Origin of the sequence: Campylobacter concisus, assembly GCF_003048595.2 — a bacterium.
Classification (GTDB): domain Bacteria; phylum Campylobacterota; class Campylobacteria; order Campylobacterales; family Campylobacteraceae; genus Campylobacter_A; species Campylobacter_A concisus_L.
The window spans coordinates 1585688-1600442 of record NZ_CP049270.1; the positions used below are offsets into that span (position 1 = coordinate 1585688).

The 14755-nt window shown below is 39.0% G+C and carries 13 protein-coding genes; 11 read left to right on the forward strand and 2 right to left on the reverse strand.

The features are described from left to right. Window positions 1–63 precede the first annotated feature (63 nt). Window positions 64–906 (reverse strand): DUF3737 family protein, encoded by an 843-nt coding sequence (locus CVT15_RS08010; protein WP_103576275.1) that lies wholly within the window; start codon window positions 904–906, stop codon window positions 64–66. 124 nt (window positions 907–1030) lie between these two features. On the opposite strand from CVT15_RS08010, the gene dcd reads away from it, so the two are divergent. The 8 genes from dcd to CVT15_RS08050 all read left to right on the forward strand — a co-directional run bounded on the left by dcd (window position 1031) and on the right by CVT15_RS08050 (window position 8965). Beyond that, entirely contained in the window at window positions 1031–1591 is a 561-nt protein-coding gene (gene dcd / locus CVT15_RS08015) for a dCTP deaminase (RefSeq protein WP_087586061.1), read from the forward strand. Between the two features lie 216 nt (window positions 1592–1807). Further along, window positions 1808–2803, forward strand: a complete 996-nt coding sequence (gene pseB, locus CVT15_RS08020) for a UDP-N-acetylglucosamine 4,6-dehydratase (inverting) (RefSeq protein ID WP_103576276.1) — start codon at window positions 1808–1810, stop codon at window positions 2801–2803. Beyond that, the gene (gene pseC / locus CVT15_RS08025) at window positions 2800–3912 is read left to right on the forward strand and encodes a UDP-4-amino-4,6-dideoxy-N-acetyl-beta-L-altrosamine transaminase (protein WP_103576277.1); all 1113 of its coding nucleotides are present in this window, start codon (window positions 2800–2802) and stop codon (window positions 3910–3912) included. The genes pseB and pseC overlap by 4 nt, the downstream gene beginning before the upstream one ends. 3 nt (window positions 3913–3915) lie before the next feature. Beyond that, window positions 3916–4596, forward strand: a complete 681-nt coding sequence (gene pseF / locus CVT15_RS08030; RefSeq protein WP_103576278.1) for a pseudaminic acid cytidylyltransferase — start codon at window positions 3916–3918, stop codon at window positions 4594–4596. Next, window positions 4597–5469 carry a UDP-2,4-diacetamido-2,4,6-trideoxy-beta-L-altropyranose hydrolase gene (pseG, locus tag CVT15_RS08035; RefSeq protein ID WP_103576279.1) on the forward strand — a complete coding sequence of 291 codons (873 nt, stop codon included), beginning with the start codon at window positions 4597–4599 and terminating at the stop codon, window positions 5467–5469. It begins immediately after the preceding gene. Beyond that, window positions 5454–5912 (forward strand): UDP-4-amino-4,6-dideoxy-N-acetyl-beta-L-altrosamine N-acetyltransferase, encoded by a 459-nt coding sequence (gene pseH, locus CVT15_RS08040; protein ID WP_103576280.1) that lies wholly within the window; start codon window positions 5454–5456, stop codon window positions 5910–5912. Before pseG ends, pseH begins: the two co-directional genes overlap by 16 nt. A 3-nt stretch (window positions 5913–5915) precedes the next feature. Continuing rightward, window positions 5916–6947: a pseudaminic acid synthase gene (gene pseI / locus CVT15_RS08045; protein WP_103576281.1), complete on the forward strand. Its 1032-nt coding sequence runs from the start codon at window positions 5916–5918 to the stop codon at window positions 6945–6947. Further along, the gene (locus tag CVT15_RS08050) at window positions 6944–8965 is read left to right on the forward strand and encodes a motility associated factor glycosyltransferase family protein (RefSeq protein WP_107898020.1); all 2022 of its coding nucleotides are present in this window, start codon (window positions 6944–6946) and stop codon (window positions 8963–8965) included. The genes pseI and CVT15_RS08050 overlap by 4 nt, the downstream gene beginning before the upstream one ends. Window positions 8966–9280: 315 nt before the next feature. Here the strand turns inward: CVT15_RS08050 and CVT15_RS08055 are convergent, their stop codons facing one another. Then, window positions 9281–10786, reverse strand: coding sequence for a flagellin B (locus tag CVT15_RS08055; protein ID WP_087586057.1), 1506 nt, complete (start codon window positions 10784–10786; stop codon window positions 9281–9283). Between the two features lie 187 nt (window positions 10787–10973). Here CVT15_RS08055 and topA point away from each other — a divergent pair, with 187 nt between their 5' ends. The 3 genes from topA to crcB all read left to right on the forward strand — a co-directional run bounded on the left by topA (window position 10974) and on the right by crcB (window position 14416). Then, window positions 10974–13091, forward strand: coding sequence for a type I DNA topoisomerase (gene topA / locus CVT15_RS08060; protein ID WP_196088119.1), 2118 nt, complete (start codon window positions 10974–10976; stop codon window positions 13089–13091). Between the two features lie 132 nt (window positions 13092–13223). Continuing rightward, on the forward strand, window positions 13224–14063 hold the full coding sequence (locus tag CVT15_RS08065) for a biotin synthase (RefSeq protein WP_103577497.1): 840 nt from the start codon (window positions 13224–13226) through the stop codon (window positions 14061–14063). Continuing rightward, window positions 14063–14416 (forward strand): fluoride efflux transporter CrcB, encoded by a 354-nt coding sequence (gene crcB, locus CVT15_RS08070; protein ID WP_103577498.1) that lies wholly within the window; start codon window positions 14063–14065, stop codon window positions 14414–14416. The genes CVT15_RS08065 and crcB overlap by 1 nt, the downstream gene beginning before the upstream one ends. Window positions 14417–14755: the final 339 nt, after the last annotated feature.

The window sequence follows — 14755 nt, forward strand, 5'->3', positions numbered from 1 at the left end:
TTAGATAAAAAATTTTTTTTATGAAGCAAAAACGAGAACTCAAAGCTACTCTTTTTTGCTAAGTTATTTTTCAGTAATAATTATCTTAATGCCTTTAGTATCAACTAAATTTTCATCGATGATGATCTCATCTATCTTTGCTGCCATTATCACGCCACTTTTTGGATTTTTTATGCTTTTTATCGCTCCGCTTGTGCTCACATCGACACTTGAATATTCAAATGCAAGACTCGTATCTATAAAAATACAATCTTTTACGACCAAATTTTCCACGTAACAAAGTGCTTGCAAGCTCTTTATCATGCAGTTTATAAGCGTCACATTTTTTGAGTTCCAGGCTAGATATTCACCTGAAATTAGGCAATTTTGTGCAACCACGTTTTCGCAGTTCCAAAATGCGTCTTTTGAGATGAGTTTTGAGTTTGCGATGCGGACATTTTTACAACCATCAAAGCAGTAGTTGCCATCAAGATTTAGCCCTTCTATCTCCAAATTTTCACTATTTGCTCCAAAATAATCACCTCTCGCAAATACATTTTTTATCTTTACATCCGTACATCCCCAAAGTGTCTCGCCAGCATCTGAAAAATTTACATTTTCTAGTAAAATTTGTGAGCTTTTTCTAAAGCTTTTTGGGGCGTTTATAACCACGTCTTTGAAGCTTAAATTTGTACTGTACCACATGCCAGCCCTTGCTAGAGGCTCGAGATAGCCGCCATTTAGCGTGATATCTCTTGCGTACCAAAGCGGGTATTTGTAGGCAAAAACACAATCGTTTAGCTTTAAATTTGAGCTATGCTTTAATGGCGATTCACCATTTTCAAAGATACAATTTACAAAGTTTACACCTTTTACACCAAACATCGCGCGCTCGCCGGTGAAAATTTCTCCTTTTCGCTCTTGCATTTTTGCCCCTTTATTAATTTTTGCTGTTAAATTTATACTAATTTCCTTAAATTTTATTGCAAAATGCTATTAAATTTACTTTAAAGACGCAAAGCGTTATAATCGCCCCAAAAAAGGAGCAAAAATGGGTTTAAAATCAGACTCTTGGATAAGGAAAATGTCGGTCGAAAAGAAGATGATCGTGCCATTTACCGAGGAGCAAGTGGGGCGTGGCGTCGTTAGCTACGGAGTCTCTAGCTACGGCTATGATATCCGTGTGGGCGATGAGTTTAAAATTTTCACAAACATCGGCGGAACCGTCGTTGATCCAAAGAATTTTGATGAGAAAAACGTGGTTGATTTTAAAGGCGACGTGTGCATCGTGCCGCCAAATTCTTTTGCTTTGGCACGCACGGTCGAGTACTTTAACATGCCTGACAACGTGCTGGCGATCTGCCTTGGCAAGAGTACATACGCAAGGTGCGGCATCATCGTAAATGTGACACCTTTTGAGCCGGGATTTAAGGGGCATATCACGATAGAAATTTCAAATACGACGCCACTTCCTGCGAAGATCTACGCAAACGAGGGCATTGCACAGGTGCTATTTATCGAGGGTGATGAGCCTTGCGAGGTAACGTATGCTGATAAAAACGGCAAATACCAAGCCCAAGAAGGCATCACGCTGCCTAGAATTTTAAAATAATTTTCATGCCTTTGCAATCTTGCAAAGGCTAAATTTATCGCCCACTTTTTATAAAAACCCTAAACAATAACGAAATTTTGACGAAATAGAAGCTAGAAAGAGCGGAGCTTTGATAAACAAATTTTAAATTTGGCACAGCTTTTGCTTAAAAATTTATAAAAATTAACTCTAATTAGCCATTTATAAATCAAAAATGACTAGCAAAAAAGGCGCAAAATGTTTAACAACAAATCGATATTGATCACCGGCGGAACAGGAAGTTTTGGTAAAAAGTACACCGAAATTTTGTTAAAAAAATATAAGCCAAGAAGGCTAGTTATCTACTCACGCGACGAGCTAAAGCAATACGAAATGGCTCAAGTCTTTAAAGACAAAGCGATGCGTTTTTTTATAGGCGATGTGAGGGACTATAAGCGCTTAAGAACTGCAATGAACGCCATAGACTACGTCATCCACGCAGCTGCGATGAAACACGTACCAATCGCAGAATACAACCCAATGGAGTGCATCAAAACAAACATAGATGGCGCTCAAAACGTCATCGACGCCTCTTTGGAGTGTGGCGTTAGTAAGGTCATCGCACTCTCAACCGACAAAGCGTGCAACCCTGTAAATTTATATGGAGCTACAAAGCTAGCAAGTGACAAGCTTTTTGTTGCTGCAAATAACATTGTTGGAGACAAAAAAACAAGATTTAGCGTCGTAAGATATGGAAACGTCGTTGGTTCACGTGGCTCAGTCGTGCCGCTTTTTAAAAAGCTGATCGCACAAGGAGAAAAAGAGCTTCCTATCACACATGAGAAGATGACTAGATTTTGGATCACACTTGAGCAAGGTGTAAATTTCGTCCTTAAAAACTTTGAGAGAATGAAAGGTGGCGAAATTTTCATACCAAAGATCCCATCAATGACGATGATGGATCTTGCAAAAGCCCTTGCACCAGAGCTTGGCGTAAAGATCATAGGCATTCGTCCAGGTGAAAAGATGCATGAGATGATGATATCAAGAGATGACGCGCATCTTACATACGAATTTGATGATTACTACGTTATTAGTCCTTCTATCCAGTTTTTAACAGCGCAAGACTTCTCGACAAATGCCCTTCATCAAAAGGGCAAACCAGTGAGCGAGGACTTTGAATATAGCTCAAATACAAATAAAATTTGGCTCGATAGAGCAGGCCTTCTTGAGATGATAGGAGATGCTAAATGATCCCTTACAGCCGTCAGCAGATCACAGAAGAAGATATCAAAGTAGTAGCAGATGCGCTAAGAGACGACATCTTAACAGGTGGCCAAAAGGTCAGTAAATTTGAAGAGGAGCTGGCAAAGTATGTTGGCGTAAAGCACGTGATCGCTATGAACTCAGCCACTTCGGCCCTTCACGTAGCCTATCTTAGCATTGGAGTAAAGGACGGTGATGAAGTGATCACGACGCCCATTACCTTTGCGGCCACTGCAAATGCGGCTTTGATGGCAGGAGCGCAGGTCAAATTTTGCGACGTAAAAGCAAATGGCAACATCGATGAAGAGAAAATTCCAACTCTAATCACTCCAAAGACAAAGGTGATAACCGCGGTTGATTACGGTGGCAATCCAGTGGAGCTAGATAAGATCATAAATTTAGCCAAAAAACACGGCATAAAAGTGATAGACGACGCCTCTCACGCCCTTGGTAGCGTGCAAAACGGCGTAAAAGTGGGCGTTAAGGCTGATATTAGCATATTTAGCTTTCATCCAGTAAAGCCTATCACCACGCTTGAAGGCGGCGCACTTGCTACAAACGACGATGAGCTAGCAAGACTAGCAAGGCTATATAGAAGCCACGGCATCACCAAAACAAAGCTTTGGGATAGCGACATGAGCCTGCTTGGATACAACTACAGGATCACAGACGTAGCCTGCGCTTTGGGGCTTAGCCAGCTAAAAAGGCTGGACGGCTTTATCGCTAAAAGAAATGAGATAGCTAAATTTTATGATGAGAAATTTAGTGAGTGTGAATACTTTAAAACTATAAAAATCCCAGCAAATACAACAAGCTCAAGGCACCTATATCCAGTGCTTTTGGATGAGAAATTTTGGGATAAAAAAGAGCAAATTTTTGAAGCACTCTTGGAAAAAGGCGTTGGTGTGCAGGTGCATTATAAGCCAACATATAAATTTAGCTTTTATAAAGCACTACTTGGCGAAATTTCACTGCCAAATGCGGAGAAATTTTATAGCGCCGAGCTTAGCTTGCCGTGCCACCATGGCATGAGCGTGGATGATGCTAAATTTGTTGCAAGCACGTTTTTTGATGTGCTAAAAAGCTTTAGCGAGTAAAAAATGATCTGTATCATCCCAGCAAGAGGCGGCAGCAAGAGAATACCTGGCAAAAACATAAAAGACTTTTTAGGCAAGCCCTTAATCGCATATAGCATTGAGGCTGCGCTAAATTCTAAAGTTTTTAGCGAAGTGATCGTAAGCACCGATGATGAAATGATCGCAAATGTGGCTAGAGAATTTGGAGCTAACGTGCCATTTTTTAGAGATGCGAGCCTAAGCGATGACTACGCGACAAGCACTGACGTGATAAAAGACGCGATAAGGCGTGTAAAATCTAGTTTTAGTGACGTCTGCTGCCTTTATGCCACAGCACCGCTCATAACGGCTGAAATTTTAAAAGATGCCGCAGGAGAGTTTAAAAAGCAGGAGTGTAAATTTTTATTTTCAGCGACTGCATTTGATTTCCCTATACAAAGGGCTATAAAACTTGATGAAAATGCTAGAGTTAGCATGTTTTATCCGCAGTTTGAAAAGACACGCTCGCAAGATCTTGAGCCTACGTTTCATGACGCTGGGGCATTTTATTTTGGCAAAAAAGAGGCTTGGCTGGAGTGCAGTGCTTTGTTTGCGCCACATTCAAAAGCATATTTGCTGCCAAGAAATTTAGTCTGTGACATCGACACGCTAGAGGATTTTGAGTTTGCTAAGAAGCTTTATTTGATAAATAACGGAAAGATTTGATTGAAAGAATTTAAAGGACTCCCCTTGCTAAAAACGCTCGTGCGCGCTGATAGTAGCAGTAAGATAGGGCATGGGCACATCAGGCGAGACCTTTTGCTTGCTAAAAAATTTAGCGACATCTCATTTGCATCTTTGAGGCTGGATGGTGACATTTTTGATGAGATAAACTATCCTAAATTTAGCTTAACAAGCAGCGAGATAGATGAGCTTTGCAATCTTATCAAAAATAATAAATTTGAACTTCTTATCATCGACCACTACGGCTTTAGCTTTGAAGACGAAAGAGCTATAAAAGAAAAAACTGGCGTTAAAATTTTATCATTTGACGACACTTATGAAAAGCACTTTTGTGACTATCTTTTAAACGTAAATTTATATGCGCAAAAGGCAAAATATGAGGGGCTGGTAGAAAAAAGCTGCGAGGTATTTTGTGGAAGTGAGTTTTTGCTGGTTAGAGATGAGTTTTATGAAGAAGCGCAAGTAAAAAGGGAGAAAATTTACGACTACTCTATCATTCTTGGAGGCACTGATATCTCAGGGCTAAGTGCAAAAATTTCAGAAAAACTGCTCTTAAAAGGACTAAAAACAGCCGTCATAACAACTAGCGGAAATAAAAATTTGAGTGCACTAAAAGAACTATCAAACAAGAGCGAAAATTTTAGCCTTTTTGTAGATAGCAAAAACGTAGCAAAGCTGATGAATGAAGCCAAAATGCTCATCATAACAGCAAGCTCGCTTGTAAATGAGGCTTACGTTTTGGGAGCTAAATTTAAAGCCATTTGCGTAGCGGATAATCAAAAAGAGATCTTTGCTTGGCTAAAAGAAAATGGGTATGAAGCTTACTGGGGAGATGAAATTTGTTTGAGCTTATAAATTTTACCTCGCTTAGTGGCGAGCAAAAACTGATGGTCTTAAAGTGGCGAAACGACGAGCGTATAGCCAAATTTATGAAAAACAAAAGCGTTGGCAAAGAGGAGCATTTTGCTTTTTTAGAGAGATTAAAGAGCATTCAAGATAAGATCTATTTTTTAGTAAAAGATGAGGGTGAATTTATCGGAGTGGTGAGCTTCGTTGATATAACGAAAGAGAGTTGCGAATTTGGCGTTTATAAAAACCCAGAGCTAAAAGGAGTGGGTAAAAAGCTGCTTGATCTCATAAAAGACTACGCTTTTTTTACGCTAAAAGTTGGCTCGCTAAAAGCAAAAGCTTATAATAACAACGAAAAAGCGCTTGCACTTTATGAAAATTTTGGCTTTAAGATCTACGCAAAAGATGATGAATTTAGCTATCTTGAGCTTAAAAAAGAAACGGACTAGCGGATGAAAATAGGAAATTTTGATACAGACAAAAAGGTCTTTATAATAGCAGAGCTCTCTGCTAATCACAGCGGTAGCCTAAAAACGGCGGTAGATACGATAAAGGCGGCTAAGCGTGCTGGGGCGGACGCAATAAAGCTTCAGACATATACGCCCGATAGTTTGACTCTAAATTCGCACCTAGACGACTTTGTCATTAAGGGCGGGCTTTGGGATGGAAGAAATTTTTACGAGCTTTATCAAGAGGCGCTAACGCCAAAAGAGTGGCACGCTGAGCTTTTTAAAGTAGCAAAAGAAGAAGGGCTTGTCTGCTTTTCAAGCCCATTTTGCAAGGACGACGCCAACTTCTTAGAGCAGTTTAACCCGCCAGCTTATAAGATCGCAAGCTTTGAGATAACGGATTATGATTTTGTAGAATTTATAGCTAAAAAAGGCAAGCCTATCATCATCTCAACAGGTATAGCCTATGAAGAAGAGATAAGAGACGTGGTGCAAATTTGTAAAAATGCAGACAATAGCGATATCGCCCTTTTAAAATGCACCTCAAGCTACCCAGCACCGCTAAATGGCATGAATTTACAAACAATAGCTGACATGAGAGAGAAATTTGGCGTTGAGGTCGGTTTTTCAGATCATACCTTAGGCGTGACAGCTCCAGTAGTGGCGGTTAGTTTGGGTGCTAGGATAATTGAAAAGCATTTTATACTTGATAAAAGCGTAAAAAGCGTTGATAGCGCATTTAGCCTTGATGAGAGTGAATTTGCTCTTATGACAAAGTGCGTTAGAGAGGCCGAGGAGCTTTTGGGTGTGGTAAACTACGAGCTAGATGAAAAAGCGGTTTTAAACAGGAGATTTTCACGCTCACTTTATGCAAGCGCGGATATAAAAAAAGGTGAAATTTTTAACGAGCAAAATATAATGAGCGTGCGCCCAGGATATGGTCTGCATCCTAAATTTTTAAAAGAACTGATCGGAAGGTCAGCAAAAAGAGATATAAAATTTAGCGAAAGAGTAACAAAAGAGGATTTAATATGAATAGTAAAAACAATAAATTACCTAGTAAAAAGACTAACCTGCCTAAAGATAACGGAGCGAATACTCAAAATCCTATCTTTCAAAAAAACCTTCAAGCACTATTTCAGCAAGATGAAATTCTAGCAGCTAGACTTTGGTCTATTGCTGGCAATGAAGACTATGAAATTTTTATAGGAAAAGATCCCATTGATATAAATTTAATAAACAAGCATACTTTTAAATATATCTATGAAAATCCTGGAGCAGACATTTTAAAGCTGCTTGAAAATATAGAAAGTGACTATAAACGTTATCCGATACTATTTTTTTATGGACTAGGCAATGGCGTACTCTATAAAGCATTAGCAAAAAATGAAACACACCAAAAAATCGTAGTCATAGAGCCAGAGATCGAGATCATATATCTTGTTTTAAATGTCATTGATCTATCAAGCGAACTAGAAAGTGGACAGATAATACTTTTTTATTCAAAATTTGCAACCTATACACATTTTTATTATCTGGTTACAGAAGCGAAACTAAACTCATATGCAAAAACCTATGATAATCTTATGATCCATATGCCTTTTTATGATCAATTTGAAGAGGACTACATAAGAATAAATAAAGAGATTACAAGAGCATTTTCTCAAATAGTAGTTGCTCATGGCAATAGCATAGACGATCTTTTATTAGGCACAAGACAAAATTGTGAAAATTTAGTGCCCATGATTAGCAATCATTGCTACACAAGTCTTGTTAAAAAAAGATATGGTCTTATGGATACAGCTATAATTGTATCAACTGGTCCAAGCCTAGATAAACAGCTTAATACACTTAAGAAATTTGCTCCATATGTTAGCATTATAAGTGTTGATGCCTCTTACCCAATCCTTGCAAGGCATGATATCAAGCCTGATTATGTAATGTCGATTGAAAGAATAGAACCAACTTCTAGTTTTTTTGAAAAAAAACATCCAAATATTGATGACAATATACACTTTATTGTTGCCTCAGTTACACACAAGCAAACTATTAAAAATATCTTGCCAAGAAAACTAGTACTAACTATGAGACCTCAACAAGAGGAGTATATGTTTGGCCTAAAAAGATATGGATATTTGGGCGTAGGACATAGTTGTGCAAACATGGCCTACCAGCTAGCCTATGTCTTAGGACATAAAAATATCGTTTTCATAGGGCAGGATCTAGCATTTGGTAAAGATGGGGCAAGCCATGCAAAAGGTCACGCTTTTGCACAAGCGGATGAAAATATATTTGTTAAAGCTTATGGTGGAGAGGGAGAGGTTAAAACAACATATGTTTGGACTCTATTTAAAAACCAGTTTGAAAATGACATCGCCCAATCAAGTCTAGAGAATATAAAATCATATAACTGTACCGAAGGTGGTGCTAGAATAGAAGGAACTATAGAAAGGCCGTTTTTAGAAGTAATGCATGAGCTTTGCAAAGGCAAAGAGATTAAAAAACTACCTAACATCAAAAAAGATAGTGAAACGACGGTAAATAAAAACCTTTTAAAATCTTATAAAGTCATACTTGCAAAAATAAAAGCTCAAAGTGAAGTCAAACAACAAATAGAAAAAGTCTTTTTAGAAGTAGTGCCTAGTATAGATAAATTGCTTGAGCTCAATAAAGAAAATAAAATAGAAAAAAAGCACTTTAATGAACTTCTTAAAATAACAAAAAAAATCGATAAACTAAAAGATGTAATCGCAAAACGTAATTATCAAAAATATGTAGATAATATATTGCAAATTTCAGTCTACTATCAAGAACTTGAGCTTGCAAAAATTTCTGTAGCACCAAGTGACACAACCATTCAAAAGACTAACAAACTTCTTATGTGGGTAAATATGCACAAATACTGGATGTTCTCTGCAGCTGGCGGTCTAAATGCTGATATTGAAGTTACCAAAAAGGCTTCAAAAGCACTTGTTGCTGAGCTAAAAAAGAGAAAACTAATAACTAAAAACGAGATAGGAAAAGCAAAAGAAAATTTTATACTGAGTATATAAGCTAATTTGTAAGTAGAATTATTTTACTTACAGTCTTTTTATTTGGCTTACTAGTTTTAGTAAGCCTCTGTCACGATTATAAATTTATAACACAACCCATTATTAAACCGCTAGAGCAAAGACAAAATAGATACATTACTATTTATTTTTAGCAGATAAAGCCCCAAAGTTAGACTTTGGGGCGTGGGTTTGCGTATTGTAAAAGCATTAACACTCTTAAAGCTTTGTTACTGCGACAAAGCCTCTATCTAAAACCTTAATGAAACTATTGCAGTAGCTTCATTACGTTTTCGAGGAAACTTCACTCAGCTCCTACTATTGTAGAAGCTTCATTACGTTTTGTTGTACGCTGTTTGCTTGACTCATAGCATAAGCACCTGATTGAGCTAGGATGTTATGTTTTGAGAAGTTAGCAGATTCGCTAGCAAAATCAACATCTCTAATTTGAGATTCTGCTGATTTTACGTTAACTTGAGTTACAGTTATGTTATTAACTGTAGCTTGAAGTTGGTTTTGAACTGAACCAAGGTCTGAACGAACTTGATCAAGTGTTTTTTGAGCAGACTCAGCGATACTCATAACAGCCATCGCACCGCGAAGTGTCATAACACCAGCAGATTGAGCTACTGATAAAGCTCCACTCATTCTTTGGAAGCCCATAGCTGTTGCTAGGGTTTTATCTATTTGTCCTCTTATATCTCTTAGAGATACTGATTGTTGAGCACCACCATTAGCAGAGAATGCTAGCGATAGTTTAGCAACGCCACCAGCATTTAGCTTGATATCTCTACCATCAAGACGAACAAGGTTTAGTCTACCTACGAAACCGGTTAAAGATGTACCTTTAGCAGCTGCACCTTTACCGCCAAGACCTTTTGAGATGTCTTTACCAGAAGCTACAATAGCACGGCCATCACGGCTTGTTAATACCATTTTGCCTGTTTCAGCATCAACAGAAGCTTCAACACCAGTTTGATCTTTTACAGAGTTGATAGCATTTACAAGCGCACCGTTTGCATCATTTGCTTTAACATCTAGGTCGCCAATTTTAACACCGTTGATTGTTAAAGACTGAATTAAACCGCCACCAATAGCAGCACTAGCTTTCCAAGTAACGTCAGCTGTAGCTCTAACTCCAGTTCTATCAGCAACTTTATTGATATTCTCAGCCAAAGAACCAAGTCCTTTACCTATACCTGTTGAGATAGTAGCAGCTGTAACGCCAACATCATTTACACCATCAACGTTTAAGAATTTAAGATTTACTACACCCATAGCTGTAAGTAGTCTTGAACTCTCAAAACGTGTAAGACCTATCTTATCAGATGTAGTCGCACCAATACTTGCTTTAACAGTTTGGTTTGAGTAAGCGCCTATTTGGAATTCTTTATTAGAGAATGTTCCGTTTAGTAGTTGCTGACCATTAAATGAAGTAGTGTTACCGATATTGTCAAGCTCTTCCATTAGACGAACGATATCAGCCTGCAACGCTTGGCGTGATTGAGTTGTTTGGCCGTCTTGAGCTGACTGAGTAGCTTTTGTCTTGATAGTATCAAGAATTTTTAGCTGCTCGTCCATAGCTTTATCGGCAACTTGAATGATACCAATAGCATCATTACCGTTTGCAATAGCTTGACCTAAAGCTGAAGCTTGACTTCTTAAGCTATCTGCAATAGATAGACCTGAAGCATCGTCTGCAGCTGTTTGAATCCTAAGACCTGAGCTAAGTTTGTTAAGTGACTTAGATAGGTCAGTGTTGTTGCTAACTGCGTTAGCGTGTGTGTTAAGTGCGTTTACGTTTGTGTTAATACGAAAACTCATTGTAAATCCTTTTAATTTTTTAGTTACGACTTCTTGTCGCACAAAAACTATATCGTGAAATTTTTTAAAAACTTTATAGGTATAAATGAAAAATTTTTAAAAGATAGATCCTTGGCTTGATTTTTATGCCTTGATACTTTAAAAATTATTTTTGCTACAATTACGCCAAAAAATACAAAGGCTATATATAATGAAAAGCTTAATCATCGTAGAGTCGCCTGCAAAAGCAAAGACTATCAAAAATTTTCTAGATAAAAACTACAACGTCATCGCCTCAAAAGGCCACATCAGAGACCTGCCAAAAACAAGCTTTGGCATCAAGATAGAAGATGATAAATTTACCCCAGAGTATCGTATCAGCAGCGATCACTCCGCCATCGTAAAAGAGATAAAAGAGCTCGCCAAGGGTGCTGATGAAATTTACCTCGCGACCGATGAAGATAGAGAGGGTGAAGCGATCGCGTTTCATATCGCAAATGCCATCGGCAAAGAGCCAACTAGCCTACCTCGTATCGTCTTTCACGAGATCACCAAAAGCGCCATACAAAACGCTCTAAAAAGTCCAAGACGCGTCGATATGAATAGCGTCAATGCCCAGCAAACAAGGCGTTTGCTCGACCGCATAGTTGGCTACAAACTAAGTCCGCTTTTAAATTTAAAGATACAAAAAGGTTTAAGCGCTGGCCGTGTGCAAAGTGCAGCTCTCAAGATAATAGTCGATCGTGAGCGTGAGATACAAGCGTTTAAGCCGGTTGAGTACTACACTATCGACACCATTTTTAAAAAAGATCTAGACGCTGAGCTAGTTAAATTTGAAAATCAAAAGATAGAAAAGCTCACTATCCAAAACCCAGACCGTGCAAAATACATCATTGAAAATTTACAAAATGAGAAATTTAGCGTCCGAGAGATCGAGAGCAAGGATAGAAAGATCCAGCCAAGCCCGCCATTTATGACCTCAACGCTTCAGCAAAGTGCGAGCAACCGCCTTGGCTTTAGCCCTAAAAAGACGATGGTGATCGCACAAAGCCTCTATGAGGGCGTGCAAACAAACGAAGGCTTCATGGGTGCGATCACTTATATGAGAACGGACAGCTTAAATTTAGCCAAAGAGGCCGTTGCAGCCGCTAGAGAGCATATATTGCAAAACTACGGCAAAGAGTATCTGCCAGCCAAAGCGATAAGCTACACGACAAGCTCAAAAGGCGCGCAAGAAGCCCACGAAGCGATCCGCCCTACAAATTTAAACTTCACACCGCAAATTGCTGCTAAATTTCTAGAAAAGGATGCGCTAAAACTCTACACACTCATCTACAATAGATTTTTAGCCTGCCAAATGAGCGCATGTGTGAGCCAAACGCAAAATGTCTATGTCGCAAGCGAAAAAGGCGAGTTTAAGATAAGCGGCAGAAAGGTACTATTTGACGGCTTTTACAAAGTTTATGGCGAGCTTGATAAGGATAAAATTTTGCCAAATTTAAAAAAGGGCGACGAGATGAGCTTGCAAAGCATAAAAAGCACGCAAAATTTCACCGAGCCACCAGCTAGGTACTCAGAAGCTGGCCTTGTTAAGAAGTTAGAGAGCCTAGGTATCGGTCGCCCAAGTACCTATGCACCAACTATCACGCTGCTAACCTCAAGAGACTACGTGAGAGTCGAGAAAAAGCAGCTCATACCAAACGAGATCGCATTTAGCATGATAGGCGTTTTGGAGGAGCACTTTAGCAATATAGTTGATAGCGAATTTACCTCACATCTTGAAGAAAAGCTCGATGAAATCGCACTTGACAAGGCTGATTGGCAAAAGGTGCTAAGTGACTTTTACTATCCATTTATGGAAAAAATTAGCGCTGGCAAAACTGGCATAAAAAGCCTAAAAACAGCCACTCCGATCGGCGAGAAGTGCCCAGAGTGTGGAAGCGAGCTAGTGCTTAGAAAGGGCAGATACGGCGAGTTTATCGCTTGTTCAAATTTCCCAAAATGCAAATACTCAAGAAACATCGCAAAAGATAATGAAAAGAGCGCAGAGACAGGCACTACTGCGGCAGCTAAGCCAAAACGTGAGCTTAAAAAGCTTGATGTGCCATGTCCAAAATGTGGCGGCGAGATCGTCGAGAGATTTAGCAGGCGCGGTAAATTTTATGGATGTGCCAACTATCCAAAATGTGACTTCATCTCAAACTACGAGCCAGTTGAGCAAAAATGCGACGAATGTGGCGGCGATATGATCAAAAAAGAGCTTAAAAAAGGTACATTTATAGAGTGCACAAAATGCAAGAAAAAGACGCTAGTCGCCGAAAACTAAAAAATTTATAGTCAAATTTAAGCCATTTTGGCTTGGATTTGACTTTATTTGCAAAATCCATTTTTGCTTATTTGCTTATCTGCTCAAATTTTAAACCTATCAAAGTTATAATACGCCAAAAAAGGATGAAATATGAAAACAATTATGCTCTGTGCGATATGTTCGGTTACTCAAGGAAATTGCGGTGAGGACTGCGCTTATTGCACGCAAAGTGCCAAGGCTGGCGCTGATATCACGAAATTTAAAGAAAAAAGCGTGCAGCAGGTGGTGGACGAGGCTAAAATGGCTTATAAAAACCACGCTCTTGGCTTTTGTTTGGTCACAAGCGGTGCTAGACTGAATGACAAAAAGACCGACTACATCGTCTCTTTAGCAAAGGCAGTGCATAAAGAAGTGCCAAATTTGATGCTTATCGCATGTAACGGCATGGCAACTTACGAGCAGCTTAGCGAGCTTAAAAAGGCTGGCGTTTTTAGTTACAACCACAACCTTGAAACAAGCCGAGAATTTTTCCCAAAAATTTGTAAAACACACACTTGGGACGAGAGATATCAGACAAATTTAGACGCAAAAAGAGCAGGTCTTATGCTTTGCACTGGTGGAATTTACGGCGTTGGCGAGAGTGAGGCCGATAGAGTAAGCTTTAGAGCTAGTCTAAAAGAGCTTGAGCCATTTTCATCGCCGATAAATTTTTTCATAAAAAATGAATCTCTAACTCTTGATCTACCTCCTCTTAGTGTGGATGAAGCCCTAAAGATCGTACGTGACACCAAAAGCGCTCTTCCAGAAACTAGAGTCATGATAGCTGGTGGCAGGGAGAAAATTTTAGGCGATAGGCAATACGAGATCTTTGAAAATGGCGCCGACGCGATCGTGATAGGCGACTATCTCACTGCAAAAGGTGAGAAAGCTAGCAAGGATATCGAGGAGCTTACAAAGCGCGGTTTTAGCTTCGCAAGTATCTGTCACTAATGCTTGCAAATTTACTTTTCGCAGGGCTTGGAGGCTTTATAGGAGCTGGATGCAGGTTTTTAGCTGGCGAGCTGCTAAAATTTAGCCACTTTCCACTAACCACACTTGGCGTAAATGTGCTTGGTAGCTTCATTATAGGCGTATTATTTTGTCTAAATTTAAGCCAAAGCGCGAGAGTATTTTTGGTCGTTGGCATACTTGGCGGATTTACAACATTTTCAAGCTTTAGCCTTGATAGTGTGAAATTTTTACTAGAAGGCGAGCTGGTAAAAGGCTTTTTAAATATCTTTTTAAACCTTAGCCTTTGCCTGCTTGCAAGCTATCTTGGCATTTTGCTTGGCAAAAATTTGTGAGTTTTTTAAGGTGTGTAGTAAAATAGCTTTGTTTGTACCATTTTACAAATTTTAAAACTTTACTCGCTTACCATAGCAGACTGCTAAATTTGGGCTTCGTTTCGTTTAGCACTAAATTTAGAGCCGTGATATACTCGCTCATAAATTTTAAATTTGATAGGGTTTTAACCGCATTCAGTGCGCCAGCACTATTGCGTGCACTTTGAGCGTGTTAAGGGATTGGGGGATATAAAGGGGGATAAGGGGGCGACTTACGCAATTCAAGCCCATTTGTCCCCCTTTAAGTAAATTTCATCAATCTATGTGCAAATTTTAAATTTCATTCACTCACAAGAATTG

What these genes read in the sequence shown, in the direction of transcription:
- CVT15_RS08010 (WP_103576275.1), bottom strand. Translation starts at nt 906, where the DNA reads ATGCAAGAGCGAAAAGGAGAAATTTTCACCGGCGAGCGCGCGATGTTT.
- dcd (WP_087586061.1), top strand. Translation starts at nt 1,031, where the DNA reads ATGGGTTTAAAATCAGACTCTTGGATAAGGAAAATGTCGGTCGAAAAG.
- pseB (WP_103576276.1), top strand. Translation starts at nt 1,808, where the DNA reads ATGTTTAACAACAAATCGATATTGATCACCGGCGGAACAGGAAGTTTT.
- pseC (WP_103576277.1), top strand. Translation starts at nt 2,800, where the DNA reads ATGATCCCTTACAGCCGTCAGCAGATCACAGAAGAAGATATCAAAGTA.
- pseF (WP_103576278.1), top strand. Translation starts at nt 3,916, where the DNA reads ATGATCTGTATCATCCCAGCAAGAGGCGGCAGCAAGAGAATACCTGGC.
- pseI (WP_103576281.1), top strand. Translation starts at nt 5,916, where the DNA reads ATGAAAATAGGAAATTTTGATACAGACAAAAAGGTCTTTATAATAGCA.
- CVT15_RS08050 (WP_107898020.1), top strand. Translation starts at nt 6,944, where the DNA reads ATGAATAGTAAAAACAATAAATTACCTAGTAAAAAGACTAACCTGCCT.
- CVT15_RS08055 (WP_087586057.1), bottom strand. Translation starts at nt 10,786, where the DNA reads ATGAGTTTTCGTATTAACACAAACGTAAACGCACTTAACACACACGCT.
- CVT15_RS08065 (WP_103577497.1), top strand. Translation starts at nt 13,224, where the DNA reads ATGAAAACAATTATGCTCTGTGCGATATGTTCGGTTACTCAAGGAAAT.
- crcB (WP_103577498.1), top strand. Translation starts at nt 14,063, where the DNA reads ATGCTTGCAAATTTACTTTTCGCAGGGCTTGGAGGCTTTATAGGAGCT.